We start from the raw sequence: 15,748 nt of genomic DNA on the forward strand, positions 1-15,748 counted from the left end.
CGGAAATAAAAACTGCAATCCTACTAGACAAGTTTCATTCAAAAAGTGAATTCTGTACCTTATTTGTGGTGATTTATACTAAAAGGAAAGCCTATTTACAAATGAACGATTACGCCCTTGTGCTTTTGCTTGGTAGAGAGCTTGATCGGCTGCTTTGATTAGATCGAGAGTAACCAAATCAGTAACAGGTATTACTGTCGCAATTCCTATACTCAGCGTGATACATTGCTTTACAGACGATGCAGTATGCGAAATATTCATCTGTTGGATAGCTTCATGAATTTGTTTGGCAACATGGATAGCCCCATCCCTGTCAGAGTCTGGTAAGATAACAGCAAATTCTTCTCCTCCATAACGAGCAACCAAATCTGTAGAACGTTTAACAGTTTGTTTGAGAGTTTGGGCAACGAGGGTTAAACAAGTGTCTCCAGCAGCATGACCATAGGTATCGTTATATTGCTTGAAATAATCAATGTCACATAGGAGTAATGAGAGAAAAGATTTCTTTCGTAGGAGATCGTGCCAGATGTGATTCAGCTTGATATCAAAAACTCGTCGATTGGCAATCTGAGTTAATTGATCGACCATAGCGAGATTTTCCAACTGCTGATTGGCAAGCTGTAACTGTTGACAAAGTTGTGATTGTTGAATGGCAATTGCTGCTTGTGTTGCTAATTGCTTAAGTAGTTCACTTTCCCAAAGTTGCCACTCACGAGGAGCGCGGCAATGATGTGCAATTAACAAACCCCAAAGACCATCGCCTTGTAAAATTGGTACAACCAGCTTGGCTCTGACTTGCAACTGTTCCAATAACTCTAGATGACAAGCAGTTAATCCGCCGATGTAGATGTCTGGAGTAACCTTGATCGTACCCTGTTGATAGGACTGTCCCTGTGTCTCGACAAAATAGGTATCTGTAATTTCCATATTCAGGATTGCCTTCCAGCCTTCTGCCACAGACTCTGTGACGACGGTACCACTCCAATTGGCATTCAGGCGGTAAATAATCACGCGATCGGTTTGCAGAAAATGTCGCACATCAGCAACGGTTGTATTCAAAATTTCATCTAAATCTAACGACTGGCGGATGTGTTGAGCGATCGCAAAAACCATACGTTCTCGTTCTGCCTGGTTTTGCAGTGCAAGTTCAATCTGTTTCCGTGCTGTGATATCTGTAAATGAGGCAACCACTGCATAGGGTTTTAATTCATTGAGTCGAAACAATGGTTGAGAATTAATGGAAATCCAAGTTAAGCTGCCATCAGGTTTGTAAACCCCCATGACAACACTAGATTGTGGTTGTCCGGTGTGTAACGTAACGATGGCGGGATGGGTTTCTCCTGGAAAAGGAGTACCATCTTCATGAATGGCTCTCCATCGCGGATCGATAGAAGTTAGCCGCATCATTTGCTCAGTATTTAGCCCCAAAATTTTTTCTGCTCTTTCGTTACAAGCAGTAATGCGTCCATCAATTTGTTGCAGTACAATACCTTCTGCCATTGCTGTAATGACAGAACGATAGCGTTCTTCGCTTTCTCTGAGTGCGATTTCTGTACGTAAGCGTTCGCTGATGTCTTCAAAAATATATAACCTGCCAAAGTACCGATCTTGAATATCCCGAATCTGGCTGGAGAAACGCCGAATCGTGCGGCCATCTACAAATAAAATTTCATCCTCAACTATGGAACGATTATCCTCAAACTGTAGTGGTTTACAGGATTCAGCAAATGCTGTTAAATCTGCAATTAAGGGTAGACAATCAGGAATTATGTCATTGTTTTTCAACTCGCCAATTTGCATCTGGGTTTTCAAATGCTTAATACCCCAAATTTCACAGAAGCGATCGTTAAAATAAAGAATTTTATCTGTACGATTGTCAACAACATAGAATCCCAACAAAGAAGTGTCTGTCATGGAGCGCAGCAAAGCTTGCTGCCAGCGCAACTCGTCTTCCCCACGCTGGCGTTCTTTGATAGCAGATTGCTGGAGGGCGATTTCCAGTTGTGTTGCTACCAGTTGTAAAAACTCAATTTCTAAACAACTCCATTGGCGGGGACTACTGCACTGATGAGTAATTAGTAAACCCCACAATTGAGGAGATGAGGTAGAAATTCCATGCAGTTCCTGATTATTTACTAAAATTGGTACTACTAAATTCGCTCGAATCTGTAACTTGGTTAATAGCTGTTTGTAACAGGGAGCGAGTGGTTTAGTATCAATATCTTCAATCACACCGACTCGTCCCTGTTGATATTGCTTTACCCATTGGGCATTAAAGCAAGGATCGTAAATTAATTGTCCCTGAATTGGCATCCATTCTTGGTTGACAGATTCTTCAGCGACTACTCCATCTCCATTAGGTAAGAAGCGATAGATAATAGTGCGATCGCTATCTAAAGTTTTCCTAACTTCGGTGACGACTACCTTGAGAATTTCCACCAATTCTAATGACTGATGTATTCGCACAGTCAGCTTTCTAATTTGATGAATAATTTGCTCTAAACTAATTTCATTACCCGATAAACGATTAAAGGACATGGCAGCATGAAAGTATTAATATATAATACTAACTAAATAATGTTCTAATTATAAAAAAATATTTAAACTTACTTATTTAACTGATTATTTAATTCCAATATACTCAAATAATAAATTAAATATGAGCAAAGTTTTTAAGGTTTGCAGTAACTTCAAACTATTGCGTTTGCGAATCGATTTAAATAATCTAAAAAATAGAGATAAAGTCTTTTCTGAAGGATTCAAACAAATTTTTATTTATATTTAGAGAATCTCTCCGAGATATCACCAACATTACTAAACGATAATCGCTCAAAGGCTGAAAATACGTATGTATTTTCGTTAATTCACAAGATAATAAATTTGTATAGTGCGTAAGTCCTAATATATTAAAAACAGGAGCGATCGCTATTTCCCAACCCCTAAGTAAAAATACTTATTTTGTATGACTATCGAACGACTTCCCCAAAAACACTATCCCAAGGCTGAGATTGGGCGGCGAGGTATGGCATTGGGACTTGATTTCCTTGGTGTCTGGTTAGTCAGTTCCCTACTGGGAGGCGGCGATATCGGTATTCAATTTGTTGAAATTTTAGTTTTTGTAATACTTTGGCTGTTTTTGCGGGTAGTGGTGGTATACAACAATCAAGGGCAAAGTTTAGGGCGTTGGGCATTCGATTTAAAGGTGTTGGAAGTCGAAGATGGGGAAGTAGTAGGCAGAATTCCCGATTTGCTCTCACTAGTGAAGCGAGAGGCGATTATCGGTTTGGGTGCTTTATTAGTGTCAATTGCCCTGAGCAATATTAGAGCCAATCCCACTGCTATACTGCTAGTAATTCCCCTAGCCATTGATTGCGGGACTGCTTTCTCTGATACCCAGATGCGGCAGGCTTTACACGATCGCTATTGTGGAACTTTCATCGTTTCGTCGCGTCGTGGCTACTCGCTCGATATAAAAATTAAAAGATTAGTTGAAAATATGCGGCGGAATGTGAGAAGATAGTCATTTGTGTTAATTCTCTTCAGGCTTCACTGTTTGTAAGATTATGGCTAAGAGTAAAGGTGCCCGCATTATTATCACACTAGAGTGTACTGAGTGCCGGACAAATCCAGATAAGCGTTCTGCTGGTGTTACCCGTTATACCAGTACCAAGAATCGCCGCAACACCACCAACAGGCTAGAACTGAAAAAGTTCTGCACCCACTGCAACAAACATACCGTTCACAAGGAAATTAAGTAAAAAAGATGAGTTATTTCCGTCGTCGCCTGTCTCCGATCAAGCCAGGAGAACCAATCGATTATAAAGATGTTGATTTATTGCGTAAGTTTGTCACCGAGCGGGGAAAGATACTGCCACGTCGGATTACCGGGCTTACGTCTCAGCAACAGCGAGAGTTGACATTAGCAATTAAGCGATCGCGGATTGTGGCTCTGTTGCCATTTATCAATGCGGAAGGCTAAAAAGAGTGATGAGTTATGAGTGATGAGTGATGAGTTAAGAATCAAAACTCCTAACTCCTAACTCCTAACTTAAAACTATTTAAACTGTTCACCAAATTAGAGTGCGAGAGTTGTGGAGAAGGGGACGCTAGTTGAATTTAGGGTTCAAGGCGATCGCCGTCTGGGCATCGTAGAACGTCCAGACGGTAAAACCCGCTGGTTTGTGGTAGACGAACGTGGTCAATCCCACAGCCTCGCGCCTAGACAAATAACTTATACAGTTACAGGACAGACTTACAAGGCTTCTGAGATTGCCAGCTTTTTGGAGCAGATCAAGCCTTATTTAGACCCATCTAGCTTAGAAGTGGCTTGGGAATTACTGGTTGAAGATGGGGAAACAGTTACCCCAGACCAAATGGCGAATCTGCTATTTTCAGAATCAGCCGCGCCTCCTCGTTACGCCGCCTATTGCTTGTTATCAGACGACAAACTTTATTTCAAGCAAAAAGGAGACGCTTACGAGCCGAGAACTGCCGCTCAAGTGGCAGAACGCAAGCACCAACTGGAAGTAGAGGCACTAAAAGCTAAAGGACAGCAGGAATTTTTAACTCGCGTAGAGCAGGCGCTCAAAGGTGAAGCAGTAGAGTGGCAGCGCCACGATCGCCAGCGCTTAGAAGGACTAGAAAAATACGCAGCGCTAATAGCTGACACGGTGCGGACGGGAGTTAATTATGACTCCTTGGCTCGTGCTTATCCGCCCAGCGCTCCAGTATTAGAAACTATGACCATGCTGGGACGGCCTACAACGCCCCAAGGGGCTTTTCAACTATTAGTAGATTTGGGTTGCTGGAGTCCTTATGAAAACTTGTTCCTGCGTCGTTCTTCAATTCCGATTCAATTTCCTCATAAGGTATTAGAAGTGGCGCAACAGCGTTTGGATTTCCCGCCGATTGACTCAGATGCAAACCGCCTTGATCTGACTCACCTGAAGGTTTACACCATTGATGATGAAACTACCACAGAGATCGACGATGGTCTAAGTTGGGAAGTATTGCCTGATGGACGGGAACGCCTTTGGGTGCATATCGCCGATCCCACTAGATGGTTAGTACCGGAAGATGAATTAGATTTGGAAGCCAGAAAGCGCGGTAGTACAGTCTATTTACCGACGGGAATGATTCCCATGTTTCCAGAAGTGTTGGCAACTGGGCCAATGAGTCTGATCCAGGGAAAGGTTTGTTGCGCCCTAAGTTTCGGGATTATTTTAGGGACAACTGGGGGAGTAGAAGATTACAGCATTCATACCAGCTTCATTAAGCCGACTTATCGCCTCACCTACGAAGATGTAGATGAAATGCTGCAATTGCGGGTACAAGCAGAACCGGAAATTGCTGCGATCGCAACTTGGGCACAGCGGCGCAGAGCTTGGCGTTACGCCCAAGGGGCAATTAGCATCACCATGCCCGAAGCAACGATCAAAGTCAAAGGTGAGGAGATCCACATTGATATTTTGGACGATTCCCCATCGCGGCAATTGGTAGCAGAAATGATGATTGTTGCCGGTGAAGTTGCGGCTCGTTATGGTAAAACTCATAACATACCTTTGCCTTTTCGCGGTCAACCGCAACCAGAATTACCTCCAGATGAGGAATTGCTTCTACTTCCAGCTGGATTCGTTCGCGCTTGCGCCATGCGTCGTTGTATGCCCAAGAGTGAAATGAGCATTACACCTTTGCGTCATGCTGGTTTGGGCTTGGATACTTACACTCAAGCAACCTCTCCCATCCGCCGCTACAGTGACTTACTCACCCACTTTCAAATTAAAGCCCATTTGCGGGGTGAAGTTCTGCCATTTTCCGCAGATCAACTTAAAGAAGTGATGATGACTGTCACCAGCATCACCCAAGAGGTGACGATGGTGGAACGACAAACTAATAGATATTACGCTTTAGAGTATTTACGCCGTCATCCAGAAGAAACTTGGGATGTGACAGTATTGATGTGGCTGCGAGAAGACAGCAACTTAGCCCTAATTTTGTTAGAAGATTTGGGCTTGCAGTTGCCAATGGCTTTCAAACGTTCTGTGAACTTAGGTGAACAGATAGTGGTAAAAGTTAGCCACGCCGATCCACAAAAAGATATGATCCAGTTCCAAGAAATAATTTATCAAGAAGCTCAAACAGCGGCGAATTAATTAATTTGTCATTTGTCATTAGTAATAATCGCCTAGTATTATCAATTACGAATTATTTTAGCCTTGCTCCAACTCCTTTCGGTTAGGATATAGAGTAAACGGAATGAGGTAATAATTGTGAATGTATCTTTGACCCCAGAGCTGGAGCAGTTGGTTAAGGATAAAGTTAATAGTGGTCGATATCACTCAGTGAGTGAGGTGATGGGTGAAGCATTAAGATTGCTAGATGAACGCGATCGCCTTCGAGAAAAACGTTTAGCAGAATTCAGAATTGAAAGCTAAAATCCAAGTTGGTATCGAAGAACTCGAACGTGGTGAAGGAATTGATGGTGAAGAGGTATTTGCAGAAATAGAGGAAGACATTCGACGCGCCCAAGCCCAAATGCAACAAGCTGAGGCTGCTAAATAATGAGTAGGTGTATTTTAGCGCCTTCAGCTAGATTAGATTTGAAAGAAATTAGCAGATATATTACCGGCATCACCGATTTGCTTGATGGGATGTTTTAGCAGGCGATCACCCAGGTTGTAAAACATAAAAGGTTGTTGGAAACCCAGGTACTTGAGTTTCTTTGAACCCTCTTCTAATCAACCATGAAATAAATTCTTCTTTTTTAGTTGGGGAAATCTTAATATGGCTGCGTTTTATACTCCACATCTCCTGACTTATATATTTGAGAAGACAAGAACCATACCCGTTGCCTTCTTCATCTTCATAAATTAAAAATCTATCTATTTGCCAACAAGCGTAACTATTATTATACCGATAACTGGCGTTACCCACCTTTTTACCTTCAAAATAAATATTGTAGTAAGTGTAATCATCAGGATTTGAATCATCGCCTAGTGATTCTTTGTAATCATGTTTAGAGCCTTTTTTTATCTCAATGCCTTGTGGACACCTTTGTGGTAATTCATTGCTATTCATAAGTGGCTAAGTTGGGTAAATTACTAGATATTTTTTTTACTTTAGATAATACCAGATTCTACACGAGAGAAATCACACGGGTTTATTTACTGAAAAATATACCAAGCTGAATGCTCGACTTTGATTGAATTTTGATTGGGAGGATTTGTGATAATAAAACAGATTTTGGGAATACTATGCGTAGTGTCCTTTTAAAATATTAAAATGAGTTCTCATCACAGAAAAATTGCATTAAAAGTATTTTTAGATTCTTTGCCAAGCAATTATCCAAAAGATCCCTTGTTTTTAGCCATATATTCTTTTGTTTGTATTTCAATGGATAAAGCTAACTTTTATTATTGGTTTTATTGGTTTCCTATTTATAAAGCCTCTTGGCTTTACGGGAATAAGAGATTTGATGTATGAATGTAATACATTGGAAAATTTTAATCAAATATCAACAACTTGTACAACCAGAGAATGGGTTGGATTTTTTTCTTTCTTATTAACAGTTTTAATGTTCCTTACACCAGTAAGACCAGAGAATTGATAGATTTTATTGATGAATACCCGTTTCTTAACCTCATTGGCATTCAGCACATCCTCTAGAATAACTCCTGCTGGTACATATTCCTCTCCCTGTGACGTTGATATAGTTTTCTAAGTAACAGGTATTACACAGGGGACTTTCCCATTACATTGTTTGAGAACTATTATTTTTTATAGATAAAAAAAGATGGTGCAGCCAGAAAATCTATATTTCGATATCTATAAAGAGCTTGTGAGTTATTGCTATAGATTGATAAAAATTGACGAAGAATCGATCATATCAAGAGTTGATAGTGATTTTGAAAGATATTTTGAAAAAAATGATTTACGTAAAAGTATACAACATTGCTTTAGGGATGTTAGCATTTTTTATCAAGATATTGATGTTTTTGATATTTCATTAAAACGAAGTTGGTTAAGTAATTTCCGTCACCAATATACTAATTATGATGAAGTATTAAACTACCACACTACTCAGAAAGTAAAAAGCCTCACATCTCTTAGGTATGTTCAGATAAAGGACTTAGTTTATTATTATTACAGATATGATATATATGACATTGATGACTTAGATGAGCTATCTAAGTTTGACTCTATTCCTGTTAGACAGGCTATTTATATAGATATAAAATCTGCTATTAGCGGCAGTATAAACACAACTTGTACGTTACGGATTTATGAAAAATACAAAATTTTAGAAAATGAGCGATTGAGCAAACAGGAGATAGCACGACAAAGAGACATAGAGAAAGAAAGACTTTTAGAAGAATCCATTAAAATTCAGGAAGATATAACCAATGTAGAGAACATTTTACATGAAAATTTTAACAGCTTTTGTCTCAATACCACTTATCCAATTGAGTTTAAGAGAGATGCAAGCAAAAGCTTAAATAATGCCATTATTTGGGGTATATTTTTACCTACATCTTGGTTATCATTGATATTTTTATTTGTAATTGCTGTTACTATTTCAAATCCATCATCAGCAACATCTCAGGATATACCAAGAATGTTTGGTATTTTTATTTTTTCCATTATTCTTGGCTTACCCTATTTAATACCTCTTACAAAATGCTTGATTTTTTATTTTCAGTATCTAGAGCAAAAACCAATTTATCTGATAAATTTACAAAAATATAGAAATTCTTGCTACTATTTAATAAGTCAATATGATGAAAAAAATGATAGATTTTATCGTAATACAGGTAAGCGTCCTCAACATAAATATTACTTATATAATCTAAAGGAAATAGATATAAAAATAGAAGAATTGCAGAAATAATACCTTGAATTTATAACAAATTTGGCGAGCAGGGAAAATTTGAGTCCGCAGTTTGGGGGGAGTAGGGGAGTGGGTAGGTTGCGATCGCCTCCAGCGTGACTTTGCCCATCGAGCATTAAGAAAGGCAATACCGCGCAGAGATGTTGCGCGATCGTAACTCCGAATTTTTCTTAGCGTACAATTTTCCCAAATTGGCATGGTGATGCCTTACCCGATTTAATCCTGATGCGGCTCGAAGACTCAATGAAAAAATTAAACAGCAGTGTAAACTGTTGGTTGATTTTCCTAATATGGGGCAAAGTTTCAATAATTTTGCCCGCTGGTTACGGAGTTTTCCAGTAGAAGATTATTTAATATTTTATCGTCCCATTGATGGCGGTGTGGAAGTTGTACGTATTGTCAGTGGTTATCGAGATTTAGAGACAGTTTTCTTAAGTGAGGATATTCCTTAAGATTGCATTTGATGTAAGCGATCGCTATCTCTAGCCAATATGTCAGAAAATAATCATAAAGTAATTATTTTTGATACCACCATGCGTGATGGAGAATTGACGCCTGGTGTAAAGATGAATTTACAACAAAAAATCATCATCTCCCAATTGCTCGAAGAAATGGGAGTAGATATTATTGAAGTTGGTTATCCAGCAAGTTCTCAAAAAGATTTTGATGAAGTCTTTAATATTTCTAAAATAATTAAAAATTCTACTATTTGTGGACTAGCTAGTTCAAATTCAAATGAAATAATCACTCTTGCTGAAGCAATTAAACCAGCAATCAGAGCTAGAATTCACACTTATACTCCGGTAAATCTGAAAAATAAGTCTAAATTAACCAAAGAAGAAGTATTAGCAACAATCAAAGAGAGTGTTTCTCTGGCACGCAATTACTGTGATGATGTAGAATGGAGCGCTTTTGATGCTCCTAGAAGTGAGCCAGATTTTTTGTGTAAATCTATTGAAATTGCAATTAAGAGTGGTGCTACTACTGTTAGTATTCCTGATAGCTTAGGTTTGGCATCGCCAGAAGAGTTTTCGCAACTTCTGCAAATGATTTTTAATCGAGTACCAAATATTGATCGAGTTGTCGTTTCAGTACACTGTCATGATGATTTGGGTATGGCGGTAGATAATTCACTCATTGCTTTAAGTTGTGGCGTAAGGCAAATTGAATGTGCAATTAATGGTTTGGGTGCGAGGAAAGGTAACGCAGATTTCAGTAAAGTTATGATAGAGGTTTTAAAACAGGAGAATTATCAAATTGATATTGACACCTCATTAATTAATAGAGTCTCAGATTTAGTTAACGGAATAACTGGAATTAAAAAGAAAGAAGAAACCTAAAATATTATCAATACAGGTTCAGCTAAACTGAGGTCAGTAGGTATGGCTAAAGCGATCGACTGCGAAAGGACTCAAGTCTATCGAGACTGGTCTGTTAAGCACCAAATCGGCAGCGATCGCACCAGAGTAGGGCCCTACTTGCAGCCCATACCCACCGTGTCCAGTGACAAAATACACATTATCAAAGCCAGGTACTTGCCCAATAAAAGGTTTAGTATCCTGGCTCTGCGGACGGAAACCGATACGCACATCCTGTACAGTAGCAGACTCTAGTCCGATCGCCATTCGCAGCCCCTCGTTGATAATCTCCCGCATCCCGCCCATAGTCACACGATAGTCATAGCCGACATTATCGCGTGTTGCACCCACTACTATGCGATCGTTCGGGAAAGTCAGGATGTAGTGTGTAAATCCCATAACAATAGACCATCCTCCAGTCTTGGTCTTGGGAACAACTAAATGGGCGATTTGGCCACGCTGTGGATACACTGGCATCGTTATACCGAGTTGCTTGGCTAGGGTGGCTGACCAAGCGCCAGCAGCAACAATTACTGCTTCGGCAGCTATAGTCTGGCCTTCCACCGTGACAGCTGTCACTTTTCCTTTATCAACCACCAACTCAGCACGACCATGAACTAGAGATCCACCGCGCTGCCCAATTGCCCGTTCCAGTGCGCTACAGAGTAGTTGACCGTCAACACGAGCAGCTTCAGGAATATGAATCGCAGCCTTAACTGGGCTGAGGGCTGGAAAGAAGGATCTAGCGGTGTCGGAATCGACTATTTTGGCATCTCCGATGTGATTAAATCCAGCTGTTTGGCGTTCCTGGATTTGTTCCAGTAACTTCGACATTTGGGACGCCTCTTCGTCGGTAGTAGCAACATGAAGTGCCCCCACCTTCTCATACCCAGTATGGTATTCACCGTCCTCAGCCAGACTTGCAATCAACTTGGGGTAATAAGCGTGGGCTTCCTTTAAAAGCGGCAGAATCGGATCGCTAGACGGGAACCGATTGCCCGGCGATAAAATTCCTGCACCCGCCGTCGTAGCTTTGCCTTCATCAGCCTGATCAACCAGGACTACTGGCACGCCATAACGCGTTAGTTGGTACGCAGCGCTCATACCCACAAGTCCACCACCGATTACGACTACCACCTTGAAGTCCTTCTGCAATGGGATATTGTTTGATTTGGAAGTTATTAACTAACTACCGCTTCCGCTTTTTCCTCAGCTTTTTCCTTAACTAGAACATAAGGCGTTTCTGCACCTTGTGCTAAATACTCAGCTAGCTGACTTTCAATCTGATCGCGCACAATTTGGCGATACTCTAGAAAATGCTCGTTGTGGGCGCAAGCAGAGATGTAATGCTCAATAACTCCAGGGTTCCGTTTGAGAATGCTGAACAAATGATGCCAGAATTTCCAACGGGTTTCCCGTTTGATTCCTTGTCGCCAAATCACAATTAGCAACGCTTTTACAACTACCCACTCTGGCATTTTTGCTGGGGCTTTCCAAGTCGGCAAACCCATCATCAAGAAGCAGCGATAGGTGCGATCCAAGTACTGTACTGGGTCGTATAAAGTACAAAAGGCTTCAATATATTCTCTAGCAAGTTCTTCCAGGGGACGAGTGGGCAGGAAGTTCATCAATGTTGTTTGGTTGATGTTGCCATCTTGATTTTCCCGTAATCGTCCTTCCTTTTTCAGGCGATGCCAAAGCGCGGTGTTAGGTAACGCTTGTAACATGGCAAAGGTAGTTGAGGGAATTGCTGCTTGTTCCGCAAAACGGACAATGCGATCGCCTGCGCCGGCTTTTTCGCCATCAAAGCCAATAATAAACCCAGCCATTGGGCGCAATCCCGCTTTGATGATGGTTTCCACTGCCTCAGTTAGAGAACTGCGAGTATTTTGAAACTTCTTGGTCATTTGCAAACTATCCTCATCCGGCGTTTCGATTCCCAAAAACACCGCTGAGAAACCAGACTCAACCATCAACTCCAACATTTCTGAGTCTTGTGCTAAGTCAATTGAAGCTTCCGTGTCAAATCGGAAGGGATATTTGTGTTCTGCCATCCAGACTTTTAACTCTTTCAGCAACAACTTCACATTTCGCTTATTGCCAATAAAGTTGTCATCCACCATGAACACACCCCGCCGCCAACCCAATTCGTACAGGCAATCTAACTCTGCTAACAGTTGTGCCGGGGTTTTGGTGCGTGGTTTGCGCCCGTAGAGAACAATAATGTCACAAAATTCGCACTGGAAGGGACAACCACGCGAAAACTGCACCGACATCATGTCATAAGCATCCAATTCTAATAAATCAAAGCGGGGTATTGGTGTGCTTGTGACATCAGGTTTTTCTGTGGCGCGGAAAGTGCCAGAAGTTTCACCCCGTTGAATTGCCTCAATAAACATGGGCAGCGTGATTTCCCCTTCATCCAGAATCAGAAAATCTGCGCCAACATTTTCAACTTCGTGAGGTACAGAGGTAGGGTAGGGGCCGCCAACTGCGACTAACTTGCCACGTTTTTTTGCTTCCTGAATTTGGTCAAGTAAATCTTGTTTCTGGACAATCATCGCAGAGAGAATTACTATATCTGCCCATGCCCATTCTGCTTCTGTTGCGGGGCGGATGTTGCGATCGACCAGCTTGAATTCCCATTCTTGGGGCAGAATCGCCGCTACTGTTACTAAACCCAGAGGTGGTAGTAAAACCTTGCGATCGACTAACTCCAAGATTTTTTCATAAGACCAAAAGGTTTTGGGAAATATTGGATACACTAACAAGATTCGCATGTAGTATCAATCCTCACACTTTGATTGTTATCCCACTCTAACGAAAATAAAGACTTATTGACTTTTTATTAAAGTTGTTTTATTTTACCATTGATATTTTTAACTCAAATCAAGGCACTGGGGAGCAGAGAGGAAAGAGGTAATTTTCCATTCTTCACTCATACCCAATGACCCCAGACGCTCTCTACGAGATGAGGATAATTTTCTGCTAATATTTTCCAAACGTTGTCAAAAGCCACAGATTATAATCAATTTTTAGCCTTTTCAACACCGCTAATTTTCAAAACATCACTCATGGTTGCACAATAATTTGGCAAGCCGAAACTATCGGGATTAATGAATTTTTCATAAGTAAAATGCCGATAGTTCATGCAAAACCGATCCCAAGCGGCCATGCGAATGCGGAACAGAACAATAATCAAATTAGCCAATGCTATAGATATGGGAATGCGAAAGTAAATCTTTTTGCCCAGATAAGCACAAACTTGTTTGACTGCTTGATCGGCAGTTAACGGTGCTTGACCTAAAACCAGCCGACGTGGTTGATTATCTTTAGTAGAATGATCGATCAAATATCGCACGACAGTGGCAATATCTCGTGCGTGGATAAAGTGAAAACTGCCATCTGCTTCTAAGAAGCGAATTATATTAATATATTTTGTCACTTCTGTAATACCAGATGTGACAGCAGAATAAGGTTTATTCGCATCACCGCCCAATACTACAGTGGGAAAAACTGTGGTAATTTTGGGTGCGATCGCTAATTTTTCTTTTTTCTCTAAGCACTCATATTTAGAACGGATATAATCTGTCCCAATTTCCCCGGCTTCTTTCAATGGTTGATTGTAGCGATCCAAAACGCTAGCTGTCGAAAAATAAATTACCTGTTGGCAACGTTCTGGATCTAGCAGTTCGAGTAATTCTATAGTCTTAACGACATTAATATCAAATGTCTGATCGCCACCCCAAGCTGTGGCTGTGAGTACCGCTGTATCAATTGTGGATAGCAAATCGGCAAACTGGCGAATATTTTGCATATCACCTTGTAAAACGTTGATGCCTGTACGTGCCTTGGTATCAAATTGTAGCTTGCTTGGGTTTCTAACTAATAGATACAGTTCGTGATTTGTTTCTTTAATTAAGGCTTCTGTTAAATAATGACCTACACAACCACTTGCACCAGTCACTAAAATCCGTTTCTGGCTCATACTAAGATTTTAATAAGTTAGGAGTTAGGAGTTAAGAGTTAAGAATTAAGTTAAAAGTTCCGAATCAGGAGTTAAAAATAAAGTTAGGAGTGAGAAGTGAGGAGTTAAAAATAACTCTGTACCTCGCAACTGATAACTCCTAACTGATAACTCCTAACTCATAACTCATAACTCATAACTCCTAACTCTTAACTCCTGCAAGGTTAAGTTCCTTTGCCGTTTCAAAGAAGAAAGCGACATTTTCTTCGGGAGTTTCTGGTAAGACACCGTGACCGAGATTGAGAATATGACCCCAATTGCCAGCTTTGCGAACGGTATCGAGAATGCGATCGCGGATAAACTGTTTAGAGCCGAATAACACACCTGGGTCAAGATTTCCTTGAACTTTCATTTGTTTGCCCAATCTGGCTCGTGCATCTGCCATATCTACTGCCCAGTCTACACTGACAATATCAGCGCCAGATTGTCCCATTCTTTCCAACACACCCGCACTACCGCTAACTAGCAAAATCAAAGGTGTATCGGGATGGGTTTGCTTGACTTGCTGGAAAACTCTCTGTTGATAGGGAAGAGCAAAGGTATCATAATCTTGAGGACTCAATTGACCCGCCCAAGAATCGAACATTTGCACAACTTGCGCGCCAGAGTCAATTTGGTAGCGGGCATAAATGGCGATCGCATCTGCTAATTTAGCTAACAGTTGATGCAATATCGTCGGATCTGAGAATGCCATATTTTTGATGATGGAGTAGGTTTTAGAACCTTTTCCTTCCACTGCATAAGCTGCTAATGTCCACGGCGCACCCACAAAGCCCAACACTGTTGACTTGTCGCCTACTTCCGAACGCAGCGCTTGCAAAATTGTCTTGATAAATGGTAAAGCTGCTTCTGGTTCTAAAGGATGCAGAGCATCGATTTGTTCTTGAGTGCGGAGGGGTGAGTGAATGATTGGCCCTTTACCTTCGGCAATATCCATGTCAATGCCCAAACCAGGTAATGGGGTGACAATATCAGAAAATAAAATTACTCCATCTGGTTGGAAGGCTTTCCACGGTTGCAAGGAAACTTCAATTGCTACTTCTGGAATTTCGGAGCGATCGCGAAACGAAGGATACTTCTCTCTTAAGTCTCGATATGCTTTCATATATCGTCCCGCTTGTCGCATCATCCATACAGGGGGACGATCTACTACTTCACCACGAGCAGCCCGTAAGAGATGAGGAGTCGTTGAATAAACACCCATTTATTACTTCATCCTATTTATGCCACTGTTTAGCTTATCATTCTGGGATTACGCTTTTCCAGCAGGTTTTCAGGAAAAGGTGAATAGCAGGGCATAATAGTAATATTTTATAATATTTTGATTATTGGATATGAGCGATCGGTTGGCTTGACTAGAGTATTAATGCCAGCAAGCGCTACAATTTATTGTTTTTTTGGCTTATCCCATGAAATCATTGCTTTGAATTCCACGTAGAAATGCACCTCTGGCTTCTGCGTCAAGGGAACGTATGA

At 40.9% G+C, this 15,748-nt stretch carries 14 protein-coding genes and 1 pseudogene; 9 read left to right on the forward strand and 6 right to left on the reverse strand.

Annotated features, from left to right (window positions below):
- Positions 1-78 precede the first annotated feature (78 nt).
- Entirely contained in the window at positions 79-2,538 is a 2,460-nt protein-coding gene (locus V7K61_RS16025) for a diguanylate cyclase (RefSeq protein ID WP_335054551.1), read from the reverse strand.
- 424 nt (positions 2,539-2,962) lie between these two features.
- Here V7K61_RS16025 and V7K61_RS16030 point away from each other — a divergent pair, with 424 nt between their 5' ends.
- From V7K61_RS16030 to V7K61_RS16055, 6 genes are all read left to right on the forward strand, one after another.
- Complete coding sequence (locus tag V7K61_RS16030) at positions 2,963-3,520, forward strand: RDD family protein (RefSeq protein WP_335054553.1); 558 nt, start codon at positions 2,963-2,965, stop codon at positions 3,518-3,520.
- A 43-nt stretch (positions 3,521-3,563) separates the two neighbouring features.
- Complete coding sequence (gene rpmG / locus V7K61_RS16035) at positions 3,564-3,758, forward strand: 50S ribosomal protein L33 (protein WP_099100649.1); 195 nt, start codon at positions 3,564-3,566, stop codon at positions 3,756-3,758.
- A gap of 5 nt (positions 3,759-3,763) precedes the next feature.
- Positions 3,764-3,979: a 30S ribosomal protein S18 gene (gene rpsR / locus V7K61_RS16040; RefSeq protein WP_012411240.1), complete on the forward strand. Its 216-nt coding sequence runs from the start codon at positions 3,764-3,766 to the stop codon at positions 3,977-3,979.
- A 112-nt stretch (positions 3,980-4,091) separates the two neighbouring features.
- On the forward strand, positions 4,092-6,152 hold the full coding sequence (locus tag V7K61_RS16045) for a ribonuclease catalytic domain-containing protein (RefSeq protein WP_334701437.1): 2,061 nt from the start codon (positions 4,092-4,094) through the stop codon (positions 6,150-6,152).
- Positions 6,153-6,269: 117 nt separating this feature from the next.
- Positions 6,270-6,434, forward strand: a complete 165-nt coding sequence (locus tag V7K61_RS16050; protein WP_335054555.1) for a type II toxin-antitoxin system ParD family antitoxin — start codon at positions 6,270-6,272, stop codon at positions 6,432-6,434.
- The gene (locus V7K61_RS16055) at positions 6,424-6,561 is read left to right on the forward strand and encodes a hypothetical protein (RefSeq protein WP_335054557.1); all 138 of its coding nucleotides are present in this window, start codon (positions 6,424-6,426) and stop codon (positions 6,559-6,561) included. Before V7K61_RS16050 ends, V7K61_RS16055 begins: the two co-directional genes overlap by 11 nt.
- Positions 6,562-6,666: 105 nt before the next feature.
- Here the strand turns inward: V7K61_RS16055 and V7K61_RS16060 are convergent, their stop codons facing one another.
- Positions 6,667-7,077, reverse strand: coding sequence for a GNAT family N-acetyltransferase (locus V7K61_RS16060; protein ID WP_335054559.1), 411 nt, complete (start codon positions 7,075-7,077; stop codon positions 6,667-6,669).
- Positions 7,078-7,792: 715 nt separating this feature from the next.
- Between V7K61_RS16060 and V7K61_RS16065 the strand changes: the two genes are divergently transcribed.
- The 3 genes and pseudogenes from V7K61_RS16065 (at position 7,793) to V7K61_RS16075 (ending at position 10,227) form a co-directional block, all read left to right on the forward strand.
- Positions 7,793-8,887 (forward strand): hypothetical protein, encoded by a 1,095-nt coding sequence (locus V7K61_RS16065; RefSeq protein ID WP_335054561.1) that lies wholly within the window; start codon positions 7,793-7,795, stop codon positions 8,885-8,887.
- A gap of 224 nt (positions 8,888-9,111) precedes the next feature.
- Positions 9,112-9,339, forward strand: a pseudogene (locus tag V7K61_RS16070) (type II toxin-antitoxin system RelE/ParE family toxin); the annotation flags it as partial.
- A gap of 39 nt (positions 9,340-9,378) precedes the next feature.
- Positions 9,379-10,227 (forward strand): 2-isopropylmalate synthase, encoded by an 849-nt coding sequence (locus V7K61_RS16075; RefSeq protein ID WP_335054563.1) that lies wholly within the window; start codon positions 9,379-9,381, stop codon positions 10,225-10,227.
- Between the two features lie 33 nt (positions 10,228-10,260).
- Here the strand turns inward: V7K61_RS16075 and V7K61_RS16080 are convergent, their stop codons facing one another.
- The 4 genes from V7K61_RS16080 to hemE form a co-directional block, all read right to left on the reverse strand.
- Complete coding sequence (locus V7K61_RS16080; protein ID WP_335054565.1) at positions 10,261-11,382, reverse strand: NAD(P)/FAD-dependent oxidoreductase; 1,122 nt, start codon at positions 11,380-11,382, stop codon at positions 10,261-10,263.
- 44 nt (positions 11,383-11,426) lie between these two features.
- Positions 11,427-13,025: a B12-binding domain-containing radical SAM protein gene (locus tag V7K61_RS16085; protein WP_335054567.1), complete on the reverse strand. Its 1,599-nt coding sequence runs from the start codon at positions 13,023-13,025 to the stop codon at positions 11,427-11,429.
- Between the two features lie 248 nt (positions 13,026-13,273).
- Positions 13,274-14,233 carry an NAD-dependent epimerase/dehydratase family protein gene (locus tag V7K61_RS16090; protein ID WP_335054569.1) on the reverse strand — a complete coding sequence of 320 codons (960 nt, stop codon included), beginning with the start codon at positions 14,231-14,233 and terminating at the stop codon, positions 13,274-13,276.
- Positions 14,234-14,414: 181 nt separating this feature from the next.
- Positions 14,415-15,476 (reverse strand): uroporphyrinogen decarboxylase, encoded by a 1,062-nt coding sequence (gene hemE / locus V7K61_RS16095; RefSeq protein ID WP_335054571.1) that lies wholly within the window; start codon positions 15,474-15,476, stop codon positions 14,415-14,417.
- Between the last annotated feature and the right edge of the window lie 272 nt (positions 15,477-15,748).

Source organism: Nostoc sp. (assembly GCF_036918015.1).
Lineage (GTDB): Bacteria > Cyanobacteriota > Cyanobacteriia > Cyanobacteriales > Nostocaceae > Nostoc.

What these genes read in the sequence shown, in the direction of transcription:
- V7K61_RS16025 (WP_335054551.1), bottom strand. Translation starts at nt 2,538, where the DNA reads ATGTCCTTTAATCGTTTATCGGGTAATGAAATTAGTTTAGAGCAAATT.
- V7K61_RS16030 (WP_335054553.1), top strand. Translation starts at nt 2,963, where the DNA reads ATGACTATCGAACGACTTCCCCAAAAACACTATCCCAAGGCTGAGATT.
- rpmG (WP_099100649.1), top strand. Translation starts at nt 3,564, where the DNA reads ATGGCTAAGAGTAAAGGTGCCCGCATTATTATCACACTAGAGTGTACT.
- rpsR (WP_012411240.1), top strand. Translation starts at nt 3,764, where the DNA reads ATGAGTTATTTCCGTCGTCGCCTGTCTCCGATCAAGCCAGGAGAACCA.
- V7K61_RS16060 (WP_335054559.1), bottom strand. Translation starts at nt 7,077, where the DNA reads ATGAATAGCAATGAATTACCACAAAGGTGTCCACAAGGCATTGAGATA.
- V7K61_RS16065 (WP_335054561.1), top strand. Translation starts at nt 7,793, where the DNA reads ATGGTGCAGCCAGAAAATCTATATTTCGATATCTATAAAGAGCTTGTG.
- V7K61_RS16075 (WP_335054563.1), top strand. Translation starts at nt 9,379, where the DNA reads ATGTCAGAAAATAATCATAAAGTAATTATTTTTGATACCACCATGCGT.
- V7K61_RS16085 (WP_335054567.1), bottom strand. Translation starts at nt 13,025, where the DNA reads ATGCGAATCTTGTTAGTGTATCCAATATTTCCCAAAACCTTTTGGTCT.
- V7K61_RS16090 (WP_335054569.1), bottom strand. Translation starts at nt 14,233, where the DNA reads ATGAGCCAGAAACGGATTTTAGTGACTGGTGCAAGTGGTTGTGTAGGT.
- hemE (WP_335054571.1), bottom strand. Translation starts at nt 15,476, where the DNA reads ATGGGTGTTTATTCAACGACTCCTCATCTCTTACGGGCTGCTCGTGGT.